9 protein-coding genes are annotated in these 12066 nt (G+C 69.6%); 5 read left to right on the top strand and 4 right to left on the bottom strand.

Going from position 1 to position 12066, the window contains the following annotated elements; genetic code table 11:
• Window positions 1–32: 32 nt before the first annotated feature.
• On the bottom strand, window positions 33–1067 hold the full coding sequence (locus FSW06_RS02070) for a LysR family transcriptional regulator (protein WP_083826993.1): 1035 nt from the start codon (window positions 1065–1067) through the stop codon (window positions 33–35).
• Window positions 1068–1263: 196 nt separating this feature from the next.
• Between FSW06_RS02070 and FSW06_RS02065 the strand changes: the two genes are divergently transcribed.
• The 3 genes from FSW06_RS02065 to hrpA all read left to right on the top strand — a co-directional run bounded on the left by FSW06_RS02065 (window position 1264) and on the right by hrpA (window position 6666).
• Window positions 1264–1860 (top strand): peroxiredoxin, encoded by a 597-nt coding sequence (locus FSW06_RS02065; protein WP_010118801.1) that lies wholly within the window; start codon window positions 1264–1266, stop codon window positions 1858–1860.
• Window positions 1860–2384 (top strand): alkylhydroperoxidase, AhpD family, encoded by a 525-nt coding sequence (ahpD, locus tag FSW06_RS02060; protein ID WP_010118802.1) that lies wholly within the window; start codon window positions 1860–1862, stop codon window positions 2382–2384. Before FSW06_RS02065 ends, ahpD begins: the two co-directional genes overlap by 1 nt.
• A gap of 181 nt (window positions 2385–2565) precedes the next feature.
• Window positions 2566–6666, top strand: a complete 4101-nt coding sequence (gene hrpA / locus FSW06_RS02055; protein WP_040429798.1) for an ATP-dependent RNA helicase HrpA — start codon at window positions 2566–2568, stop codon at window positions 6664–6666.
• Window positions 6667–6698: 32 nt separating this feature from the next.
• Here the strand turns inward: hrpA and nrdR are convergent, their stop codons facing one another.
• Window positions 6699–7217 (bottom strand): transcriptional regulator NrdR, encoded by a 519-nt coding sequence (gene nrdR / locus FSW06_RS02050; RefSeq protein ID WP_010118804.1) that lies wholly within the window; start codon window positions 7215–7217, stop codon window positions 6699–6701.
• A gap of 85 nt (window positions 7218–7302) precedes the next feature.
• Complete coding sequence (locus FSW06_RS02045) at window positions 7303–7905, bottom strand: LysM peptidoglycan-binding domain-containing protein (RefSeq protein ID WP_010118806.1); 603 nt, start codon at window positions 7903–7905, stop codon at window positions 7303–7305.
• Between the two features lie 295 nt (window positions 7906–8200).
• Between FSW06_RS02045 and lexA the strand changes: the two genes are divergently transcribed.
• Window positions 8201–8977 (top strand): transcriptional repressor LexA, encoded by a 777-nt coding sequence (lexA, locus tag FSW06_RS02040; RefSeq protein ID WP_010118809.1) that lies wholly within the window; start codon window positions 8201–8203, stop codon window positions 8975–8977.
• 375 nt (window positions 8978–9352) lie between these two features.
• On the opposite strand, the gene ptsP is transcribed toward lexA, so the two are convergent.
• Window positions 9353–11086, bottom strand: a complete 1734-nt coding sequence (ptsP, locus tag FSW06_RS02035) for a phosphoenolpyruvate--protein phosphotransferase (RefSeq protein WP_010118811.1) — start codon at window positions 11084–11086, stop codon at window positions 9353–9355.
• Window positions 11087–11261: 175 nt separating this feature from the next.
• On the opposite strand from ptsP, the gene FSW06_RS02030 reads away from it, so the two are divergent.
• Window positions 11262–12041 carry a DeoR/GlpR family DNA-binding transcription regulator gene (locus tag FSW06_RS02030; protein WP_010118813.1) on the top strand — a complete coding sequence of 260 codons (780 nt, stop codon included), beginning with the start codon at window positions 11262–11264 and terminating at the stop codon, window positions 12039–12041.
• The last annotated feature ends 25 nt before the right edge of the window (window positions 12042–12066 follow it).

Genomic DNA, 12066 nt, shown 5'->3' with positions numbered 1-12066 from the left:
GGTTCGTTCCACTGACCCCCCGGGGAGTGCAGCTAGCTGCGCCCGGCGGTGCTCAGCCCGCGGGCGTCGGCTGACTCAGCTGCCTCAGCGCCGCTGCCGGCGGCGGCGATCTTCTCCTCGAGGACCCGGCGGGAATCCACGACCGAATCCTGGTAGGCCCGGGACACCGCCTCGGTGATGACCGCGAAGTCGTCGGCACGGTTCGAGCTCGACCGGTAGCTCAACGACACGGTCCGTCCCGCCGTCGCCGCTCCCCCGGCGAAGGTCGCCAGGGTCAGCCCCGGCCGGTCGCATTCGGCGGCGACGGCCGAGAGCGGGACGAGGGTACTGCCGAGTCCGCCGACGACGCACTGGACGATCGTCGACAGGCTCGCGGCCCGGGTGACGGCGCGGGACGGATCCCGGCTGCCGGGGACGGCACGACACAGGTCGAGCACCTGGTCCCGGAGACAGTGTCCGTCGTCGAGCAGGAGGAGATCGAGTCCCTCGAGTTCGTCGACGCGGATGTCGCGGCGCCCCCCGAACGGGTGTCCCTCGGGGAGGACGAGGACGAATTCCTCGGTGTAGATGTCGGTCGACCGGATCGCCGAGGAGTTCACCGGGCTGGCGACCACGGCGGCGTCCAACCCGCCCTGGCGCAGCGAATCGACGAGGTTCGCCGTCTTCTCCTCGACGATCCGGGGCTGCAGCGAGGGGGCGGTCTCACTGAGCTGGCGCAGCAGTGCCGGGAGGATGAACGGGGCGACGGTCGGGATCATCCCGATGTTCATCGGCCCGACGAGACCGCCGCGGGCGCCCCGGGCGTGGCTGACGAACGCATCAATGCTGTCCAGCGTGGCCTGCGCGTACGGCAGCAGCGTCTGTCCGACGGGGGTCACGATCACCTTGCGGGTGGACCGTTCGATGAGCTGGACGCCCAGTCCCTGCTCCAGCGCGGCGAGCGCCTGGGACAGCGACGGCTGGGAGATGCCGAGCCGCTGGGCTGCGGCGCCGAAGTGACCGTTCTCGGCGATGGTGACGAAGGTCCGGAGCTGCGACACCGTGGGGCGGTACTCTTTATTGGCCATGCCTATCACACTACGCCCGACGCCTGGATATGCCTTATCCTCACCCGGAAATACGCAATACCTATAGGATTACCCCCATTCAGAGGATTTCCCTTTGCACTTCCGCCGACCCCGTGGCATACTGGGTTCCGTTGTTGACAGAGCGTCCCATGCGGATCATGTCAGGCGCTCCACATCCATCTAGGAGGCAAATACCGTGTCAATCCTCACCGTCGGTGACAAGTTCCCGGAGTTCGAGCTCACCGCCCTCAAGGGCGGCGACCTGCACGAGGCCAACGCCCAGTCCCCCGACGACTACTTCGAGACCGTCAGCCTGGACAAGTTCCAGGGCAAGTGGAAGGTCATCTTCTTCTACCCGAAGGACTTCACCTTCGTCTGCCCGACCGAGATCGCCGCCTTCGGCAAGCTCGACGACGAGTTCCAGGACCGCGACACCCAGATCCTGGGCGGCTCCACCGACAACGAGTTCGCGCACTTCAACTGGCGCGCAACCCACCCGGACCTCAAGGGTGTGCCGTTCCCGATGTTCGCCGACGTCGCCCACAACCTGATCCGCTCCCTCGGTGTGGAGAACGCCGACGGTGTCGCCGACCGCGCCACCTTCATCGTGGACCCGGACAACGTCATCCAGTTCGTCTCCGTCACCCCGGACGCCGTCGGCCGTAACGTCGACGAGGTGCTCCGCGTCCTCGACGCGCTGCAGTCCGAGGAGGTCTGCGCCTGCAACTGGCAGGCCAACGACCCGACCAAGAACATCAACAAGATGGATGTCGTGCAGGAGGCCCTCAAGTAATGTCGATCGACAACCTCAAGGGCGGCCTGCCCGAGTTCGCCAAGGATCTCAAGCTGAACCTCGGTTCGCTCGCCCGGTCCACTGAGCTGTCGGAGCAGCAGCTGTGGGGCACCTTCGTCGCCACCGCCGCCGCCACCCGTAACGACCAGGTCATTTCCGAGATCACCGAGGAAGCCAAGACCCACCTGTCGGACGAGGCCTACAACGCGGCCCTCGCCGCCGCCTCGATCATGGCGATGAACAACGTCGCCTACCGCGCCCGCGGCTGGCTCGGGGACGACTACTCCCAGGTCCGTATGGGCCTGCGGATGAACGTCATCTCCAAGCCGGGTATCGAGAAGGCCGACTTCGAGCTCTTCTCCCTCGCCGTGTCGACGATCAACGGCTGCGAGCACTGCACCGTCGCCCACGAGAAGACCGTCCGCGAGGAGGGTCTGACCAAGGAGCAGGTCTTCGAGGCCGTCAAGGTCGCCGCAACCGTCCAGGGCGTCGCCCAGGCGCTGCAGATCGCGGACTCGATCTAGCACACACCGGTCGCTCCGGCGACCACCCAGCCACACAGACAGCGTGGCCGACCACACCAGGTCGGCCACGCTGTCTGCTGTCGTGACCGGGTCGACCACTCCCCTGACCTCCCCCGCGACCAGCGGCGGGACGCTCCGGCGCCCGGTCCGCCGGCAGCAGACCCGGTGGTAGAATCGCGGGGTGGCATCCGACGGAGAACAGGCAGGGCAGCGCGCGACCGCCCCCCGGAATGACGGTCAGCAGAGCGGACAGGGCCGGCAGGGACAGCCGGGGAAGCGACGCCGGGGCAGGGGGAACCGGTCGCACCGGGCACGACAGTCGCGGCGTCCACTGCGCCAGAACCTGGACCGGGGCATCCGGTTCCCCGAGTCGCTCCCGGTCTCCGCACGACGGGACGACATCATGGCCGCGATCCGTGACCATCAGGTGGTCATCGTCGCCGGCGAGACCGGCTCGGGCAAGACCACCCAGCTGCCGAAGATGTGCCTCGCCCTGGGCCGGGGTGCCCGGGGACGGATCGGTCATACCCAGCCGCGACGGATCGCCGCCCGCAGCGTCGCCGACCGCATCGCCGACGAGCTCGGGGAGAAGGCCGGGGAGCCCGGCGGCCGGGTCGGTTACAAGATCCGGTTCGACGACCATGTCAGCGACTCCACCGCCGTCAAACTCATGACCGACGGTATCCTGCTCGCGGAGATCCAGCACGACCGCCTGCTACGCGGTTACGACACGATCATCGTCGACGAGGCACACGAGCGCAGCCTCAACATCGACTTCCTCCTCGGCTACCTGCGCGAGATCCTCCCGAAGCGTCCCGATCTCAAGGTCATCATCACCTCCGCGACGATCGACCCGGAATCCTTCGCGAAGCACTTCGCCGAGCCCGACGGCACGCCGGCTCCGGTCATCGAGGTCTCCGGCCGCACGTATCCGGTCGAGATCCGCTACCGCCCCCTGACCCGCACCGTCGGCGCCGACGACAACGGCGACGGTGGCCGGGAGGTCGAGACCGACCCCCTGGTCGGTCTGACCGATGCGGTCGGCGAGCTCATGGCGGAGGGCCCCGGCGACATCCTCTGCTTCTTCTCCGGGGAGCGTGAGATCCGGGATGCGGCGGACGCCCTCCATGACGCGAAGTTCCGGAACATCGACATCCTGCCGTTGTTCGGCCGGTTGTCCTCGGCGGAGCAGCACCGGGTGTTCTCCACCGGGCCCCGGCGACGGATCATCCTCGCCACGAACATCGCGGAGACCTCACTGACCGTCCCGGGTATCCGCTATGTCGTCGACACCGGGTACGCCCGCATCTCGCGGTACTCGCACCGGACGAAGGTCCAGCGCCTCCCCGTCGAGGAGATCAGTCAGGCCAGTGCCCGGCAGCGTTCCGGACGCTGCGGCCGTACCGCCGACGGTATCGCGATCCGCCTCTACTCCGAGGAGAACTTCGAGGCCCGCCCGGAGTTCACCGATCCCGAGATCCTCCGGACCCACCTGTCCAGCGTCATCCTGTCGATGGCGGCACTCGACCTCGGCGACATCTCCCGGTTCCCCTTCCTGCAGCCGCCGGACGCCAAGTCGGTCCGGGACGGCGTCCAGCTGCTCCGCGAACTCGGCGCCTTCGAGGGCACCGGACAGACCCTCACCCCGACCGGTCGCGACATGGCGCGGATCCCCACCGATCCGCGCCTGGCCCGCATGCTCGTCGCCGCCCATGTCGCCCACGTCCTCGAGGAGGTCACGGTCATCGTCGCCGCCCTCAGTATCCAGGACGTGCGCGAACGCCCGATGGAGAAGCAGGCCCAGGCGGACCAGGCGCACGCCCGGTTCCGGGCGGACTCCGACTTCACCTCGCTGCTCAAACTCTGGAACTACCTCCAGGAGCAGCGTCGGGAACTGTCCGGCAACCGGTTCCGCCAGCTGTGCAAGGCCGAGTTCATCCACTACGTCCGGGTCCGGGAGTGGATCGACCTCGTCCGTCAGCTGCTCACCACCATCCAGGACCTGCACTGGAAGGTGCCGAACATCCGGCACGTCCGCAACCTCAGCTTCGTCCTCGACGCCTCTGACGCCACCGCCGCCACCGCGGCGTCCGGTCCGGTGGTCGACGAGGACGCCGTCCACAAGGCGATGCTCTCCGGACTCATCACCAACATCGGCATGCGGGAGGGCTCGAGCCGGCAGTTCACCGGACCCCGCAACACCTCGTTCATGATCCACCCGTCGTCGAACCTGGCGAAGAAGCCGCCGCAGTGGGTCATGGCCGCCGAGCTCGTCGAGACCTCCCGGGTGTACGCCCGCACCGTGGGGCCGCTCGTCCCGGAATGGCTCGAGGAGGTGGCACCGCACATGCTGAAGTCCACCTACTCCGAGCCGCACTGGTCCTCGAAGCGGGGCGCGGCGATGGTGCACCAGAAGGTCCTCATGCTCGGACTGCCGGTTATCCCCGACCGGACGGTCCCGCTGGCCCGGGTCCAGCCCGCCGAAGCCAGGGAGATGTTCATCCGCAGTGCCCTCGTCGAAGGCGACTGGCGGACCAACCACGCGTTCTTCCGGCACAACCGCGAGATGCTCGAGGAGACCACCCTGCTGGAGGAGAAGGCCCGCCGGCGCGACATCGTCGTCGACGACGACATCCTCTACGAGTTCTACGACCGACGGATCCCCGACTCGGTCGTCTCCGCCCGGCACTTCGATTCGTGGTGGAAGAAGGCCCGCCGCAGTGATCCGACGCTCCTGGATTTCACCGAGGACGCCCTCATCAGTTCCGACGACCAGGCCGCGCAGGCCCGGGAGTTCCCGGACACCTGGCGGCAGGGCTCGATGGAGTTCGACCTGACATACGTCTTCCGGCCCGGGGACCCCGATGACGGCATCACGATGCGCATCCCCCTGCCGCTGCTGGCCAGTGTCGATGACACCGACACCCGCTGGCTCGTCGCGGGCATGCGTGAGGAGCTCTGCGTCGCGCTGATCCGCACGCTGCCCAAACCGCTGCGCACCACCGTCGTCCCGGCCGGTGAGTTCGCCCGTGCGGCACTGCAGCGCATGACCCCCTTCGACGGGGCCGTCGACGAGGCGCTCGCCGATGCACTCCGGTCACTCGGCGGCTCCGGGATCAGCGCCTCCGACTTCGACTGGTCCCGGGTCCCCGACCACCTGCGGATGATCTTCGCCGCGGTGGACCGGCGCGGCAACACCGTCGCGCGCAGCCGTGATCTCGCCGACCTGCAGCGGGAGCTCGCCGGGGAGATCACCCAGTCCATCGCCGCCGCCGCGGCCCGGGGAAATGCGCCCGCACCCACCGATGCCGCGGTCCACACCCCGGGCCGGAAACGGAAGCGCCGGGGTTCCGGGGACCGGGCCGGCCGGGACAGTTCAGGCGGCTCCGGCGGCGCGGGGAGCGCCGGCAGTGCCGCCGGTATCCTCGCCCGTGAGGACAGCTGGACCGCTGACGGCATCGGTACGATCCCCGAGTCGGTCCAGACCTTCGTCGACGGCCAGCCGGTCGACACGTATCCCGCTCTCGTCGTGGAGAAGGGGTCGGTCGTCCTGCGTGCGTACCCGACCGAACGCGCGGCAGCCGGACAGCAGTTCACCGCCGTCCTCGATCTCATGCTCGCGGACTGCACCGTGTCGACGAAACAGATGGTGAAGGGACTGCCGCTGCGCCAGCGGGTGGCCCTGGACAACTACCCGTCCGGTGGTCCTGAGGCGGTCGTCGACGACTGCCGGGTCCTCGCCTGCCGGCAGCTGCTGCAGGAGTACGGACCGGTCGTGCGGGACCCGGAACGGTGCGCCGACGCGGTCGCCGCCGCCCGCGACCGTGGCCCCGGTCTCGTCCGTCAGACGGTGGTGGCGGTCGCCCCGGCCGTCCTCGCCGTCGCGGACATGCGCGAAGAGCTGAAGGGGTGGTCCGGCGAGTCCATCGACGACATGTCCCGGCAGCTCGACTTCTTCCTCGGCCCGCACCGCATCGCCCGCAACGGTGTGGCGCATCTGCGCCATGTGCCCCGCTATGTCGCGGCGATGCAGGAACGGCTGACCCTGCTGGAGCAGGACCCCGACAAGGAGGCCGAGCTCGCCGACCAGGTCAACGGCTGCATCGAGGCCGTCAAGGCGACCCGCGACCGCCTGCCGTCGGCGCGGGCGGCCTCACCGCAGCTCAAGGATGTCGAGTGGCTGGTGGAGGAACTGCGCGTCTCGCTGTTCGCCCAGCACCTCGGTACCGCCCGCACGGCGAGCGTGCAGCGGGTGCACAAGGCACTGGCGAAGATCCACTGACGCGGGGCGGCGGGTGCGTCGACTCCCCGGTCTCAGCTGACGGGCCGGTCGCCCGCCGTCCCGCCCGCCGCGGCGGTCCCGTCCCCCGGCTGTCCGGGCCCACCGGTCCGGAGGGCGCGCAGTGACCGGATCTCCTCCTCGAAATCGTCGGCGGAACGGAAGGACTTGTAGACCGAGGCGAAGCGCAGATAGGCGACCTCGTTGAGCCGACGCAGCGGGTCGAGGATCGCGAGCCCGATCTCGTTGGCGGCGACCTGCGAGCCGTGGGTCGCGCGGACCGACTGCTCCACCTCATGGGCGAGCACCTTCAGCTCGTCCCCGGAGACCCCGAGCCCCTGACATGCCCGGCCGACACCCCGGATGAGCTTGTCCCGGTTGAACTCCTCGGTGACCCCGTTGCGCTTGGTCACCAGCAGCACCGACCGCTCCATGGTCGTGAACCGGGTGCCGCACCGGGTGCACTCACGCCGGCGGCGGATCGCCGACCCTGAGTCCACGGTGCGGGAATCGACCACCCGCGACTGCTCGGAACGGCAGGAGGGGCACAGCATGGGCGACGTCCTTGAAAATCGGGTGGCGGTCAGAAACGCCACCATCCTAGCCGTCCGTGCCCGCAGGGCCGCACTTCCGTGCCGGTCACCACTGCGGGACGGACAGTAACGTGCCCGGACGCGGGTCCCGGTCCCCCAGATCATTGAGGTCGGAGAGAGCGGCCATCGCCTCCCCGACCGCGATGTCCGGCGCCTGTGAGCGGGCGATGTCGTAGAGGCTCTGCCCCTCCGCGACCCGGACATAGTGCGGTGTGCCGGGCCCGCCGGGGGCTGTCCCGTCGTCCACCGTCGCCGCGGCGACCGCCGGTTCCGGCCCCTGTCCGGCATCCCCGTCCAGGGACCCGGTGAGGACCGGCACCCCGCACGCGAGCAGGAGCGCGGTGGCGAAGGACAGCAGCACGCCGCCGGGCGACTGTGCGACGGACCAGATCCGCCGGCGCAGTGCGACGGCCCGTCCCCCGACGTCGAACGGGCGTTCCTGCCGGGTGGTCCGCATCCGGAGCCGGGCCCGCGCCGCGGGGGTCGGACGGACCGCCTCACCGCATCCCGCGGTGTTCGAACTCCCCGTACCGGTGTCCGCATCCCGGTACCGCCGCACCCGGCCGGTGCCGTGGATCCGGGCCGACGGGGTCACGGGGCGGTCACGGTAGTCGGTCAACCGGACCGGATAGACAACTGGTGCAGCCATGGTGGCAATCTCCTTCTGCTCGGTGCGTCCGCACTGACGGTGCAGCGCCGATGCCGGTCATCAGACCACCGGCACCGGACACCGGACCGTCAGCGGCCATCGAACATGGAACCTCTGTTCGAAATGACGCCGTCGAACGCGAAGGTAGCACACCCGTTCGAGACTGTCCACAGCCCGCGGGAATATTTCGAACATCTTGGTGGGAAAACCGCTCGCCGTCCTGTAGGGTCAGAGGGGACTACCCGGCGCCGGCGGCGACGGGCCACAGATTGACCCAGTCCAGGAGTGAGGGATCATGGCAGACACACAGCAGCCGACGGGGACACCCACGGGCGGACGCAAGCGGGGCAGGCCGAAGGGGTCACTGTCCGCCAAGGGGACCCACGACGATCCGCAGGGGCGGGAGAAGCTCTCCGACCGGCAGCGACGGATCCTCGAGGTCATCAAGGACGCGATCCGGTTCAGCGGCTACCCGCCCAGCATCCGCGAGATCTGCGACGCGGTCGGCCTGAACTCGACCTCCTCGGTCTCCTACCACCTCAAGGAACTTGAGCGGAAGGGCTACCTCCGTCGTGAGGACAACAAGCCCCGTGCCGTGGACATCCGGTCCTTCGACGGCAGTCCGGAGGACATCTCGTCCGCTCCCCGACCGGGCCGTAAACCGATGTCCGCCGCGGCCGTCGACGACTCAATGCCGACCCCGGCCTACGTCCCCGTCGTCGGCCAGATCGCCGCCGGCGCCCCGATCCTCGCCGAGGAGCATGTCGAGGCCCACTTCCCCCTGCCGCAGGAGCTCGTCGGCGGTGGCGAGCTCTTCCTCCTCCAGGTCGTCGGCAACTCCATGCAGGATGCCGGCATCTACAACGGTGACTGGGTGGTGGTCCGGTCCCAGAACACCGCCGAGCTCGGCGAGTTCGTGGCCGCCATGATCGACGGCGAAGCCACGGTCAAGGAGTTCCAGCGGGACGCCGGCCACGCCTGGCTCATCCCCCACAATGCACTGTACGAGCCGATCCGCGGCGACGACGCCGAGATCCTCGGCCGGGTCGTCGCCGTGCTCCGCAAGATCTAGGTGGCCGTCCCGGGGATGTCGTGGCACCCGGTCGCGACCACCGGGATGACGCGGGAAAGGACCCCCGGGCCCGACCCTGAGCCCGACCCTGATCCCGGCTTCGAACCCGATGTCCGCGGAACGAACCGACAGGTTCATGTCCGCGGAACGAACCGACGGGTCGAGTTTCCTGCCCCAGGACAGCACCTGGGCTCGCGAACCCGACCGGGCCAGGATGCGACCGACCCCTGGGTTCTCAAAACCGACACCGGCGACGTCCGCAACCGCCCCTGGACGTGCGGGTCGAGCGCAGGAGCGCAGGGTCGCAGGATCACAAGGCCACGGAAGTACCGGGCCCAGCAGTACCGGGGGCCACAGGGACCCAGCGGGCGGAAGCTAGAGACCGATGACCGCGGCGGCCGCGATCCGGGCCTCCTCCGCGCCGTCGGCGTCGAGTGCGGCGGCGGCCATGTCGCGGCATGTGACGAAATCGACCTCACCGAGCTGGGTACCGACCGCTGCGAGTGCGGGCGTCGCCGCCGACAGGGACGTCACCCCGAGACCGGTGAGTACACAGGCCAGCAGCGGGTCCGCGGCAGCCTCGCCGCACACGCCCACCGCGGTCTTCGCCGCGGAACCCGCCCGGCAGGTGGTGTGCACCAGCCGCAGCACAGCCGGCTGCCACGGATCCGTGAGATAGGCCAGCGACGCCGACAGCCGGTCCGCCGCCATCGTGTACTGGGTCAGGTCATTGGTCCCGATCGAGACGAAATCCAGGTGGCGCATCATCTTCTCCGCCAGCAGCGCCGCCGCCGGCACCTCGATCATCGCGCCGGCGGTGAGCCCCCGGGCATGGCACAGCTCGGCGAACCACGCCGCCTCATGCACCGTCGCCACCATCGGTGCCATCACCCACGCCTGCGCGTCCGGGCCACGGCGCTCCGTCTGCGACAGGGCCAGAGCGATACCGTCCAACTGACGTTCCAGCAGCTCCTGATTCCCCCGGGCGATCCGCAGTCCACGGACACCGAGGGCCGGGTTCTCCTCGTCCTCGGCGTTGACGAACGGCACCGGCTTGTCCGACCCGGCGTCGAGGGTGCGGACCACCACCTTCCCCTCCGGGAACGCGGCGAACACCTCCGCATACCGCGCCGCCTGGTCCTCCACCGAGGGTTCACTCGTCTCACTGAGGAAGCACAGCTCGGTGCGGAACAGGCCGACCCCCTCCGCCACGGAGGCGGCGGCCTGCCGTGCCGTCGCGCCGTCCTGCACATTCGCCAGCAACTGAACCCGGTGACCGTCAGCGGTCGCACAGGGACCGGTCCAGCTGCTGATCCGCGCCGCCCGGTCCGCCGCCTCGGCGACCCGGCGCTGTGCCTCATCCGCCGGCACACCGGTCTCCACCGTGCCGGCCGACGCGTCGACGAGTACGGGGGTGTCCGCCGGGATGGCCCGCAGATCCGCGCCGACCGCGACCACGCACGGGATGTTGAGCTGTCGGGCGATGATGGCGGTGTGGCTCGTCGCCCCGCCCTTCTCGGTGACGACCGCCACGATCAGGGACGGGTCGAGGGTGGCGGTGTCCGCCGGTGCGAGATCGTCGGCGAACAGCACATGCGGGGCGTCGACCACCGGGACGCCCGGCTCCGGCTCACCGTGCAGTTCGGCGATCACCCGGTCCCGCACGTCCCGCAGGTCGGTCACCCGGTCCGCCATCACCCCGCCCGCCTTGACGAACATGGCGACGAAGTCGTCGGTGGCCTGCCGGACCGCATAGTCGGCGGCCTGTCCCCCGGCGACCGACTTCTTCACCTTCTTCGCCCAGGCACGGTCGCGGGCGATGGCCACCGTCGCCTCGAGGACCTGCCGGGCGTGCCCGTCCACGGTCTCCGCGCGCCCGGACAGCCGGTCCGCGACGGCGTCCACGGCGGCGGTGAAGGCGGCGAATTCGGCGTCCCGCCGGTCCTCGGGCACCGTCGCGTCCGGTCCGGGCAGCGCCGGCCGGGCGGTCACCCAGGTCACCGGGGCAGTGACCGCCCCCGGGACCACCGGCTTGCCCCTCAGCAGCGCCGGCACACCGACCTCTTCAGTGGCGGAATCAGCATCGTGGACGGGATCTGACGTGGTCACAGTGGCCTCCAGAAATCTGCGCCGCTGCCCCGGGGTGGGGCGTCCCACCCCTGGTGACAGGGACGACAGAGTGTCGCGCGGTTCGTTATCGCGCCCCACACTACCCCCACCCGGCGGGTGCCCTCACCCCCTCATCCCCCACCCTTGACCACCCCCACCCCATAGGATGAGGGGTGTGAATTCTGAAGAACGTCGCCGGCAGATCGCCTCACTCACCGCCGTGAACGGCCGGGTCACCGTCGTCGAACTCGCGGAGCGTTTCAACGTCACCCCGGAGACCATCCGCCGGGACCTCACCGTCCTCGACGACGACGGTGCCCTGCACCGGGTCCACGGCGGGGCCGTCCCCAGCAACGACTACCAGACGCGCCAGACCCCCCTCGACGTCCGGAGTTCGACGTCCACGGCGGCGAAGATCAGCATCGGCCGCGCCGCCGTCGGACTGCTGCCGGACGCCGGCCTCGTCTTCCTCGACGCCGGCTCGACGACCGCCATGCTCGCCGACGCCATCGCCGAGGATCCCTCGCGGGTCAGCCCGGAGGTCTCGTTCCTCACCAACTGCCTCCCGATCGCCGTCCGGCTCGGCGCCGCCGGCATCGAGAAGGTCGAGCTGCTCGGCGGCAGGATCCGCCCCAACACCCAGGCGGTCATCGGTGACACGACGTTGCGCGCCCTCGCCGTGCAGCATGCCGAGGTCGCCTTCATCGGCACCAACGCCCTGTCACTGGAACACGGCCTGTCCACGACGGACGCCCAGGAGGCCGCGGTGAAGCGGGCCATGATCGCCAATGCGGCGATGGTCGTGGCGATGTGCGACTCGACGAAATTCGGGCGGGACTACCTGGTGAGCTTCGCCACCGTCGACGAGGTCGACGTCATCGTCACCGACGACGGTGCCCCCGACCGCTACCTGGATTCGTTCCGGGACGCCGGCATCGCCGTCCTCGGTAACTGAGGCCGGTGCACGACCGGACGCCGCT

The organism is Corynebacterium nuruki S6-4, from assembly GCF_007970465.1.
Taxonomy (GTDB): domain Bacteria; phylum Actinomycetota; class Actinomycetes; order Mycobacteriales; family Mycobacteriaceae; genus Corynebacterium; species Corynebacterium nuruki.
Note: the sequence above shows the minus strand (reverse complement) of the source record. Positions and strands in the feature narration are given on the sequence as shown.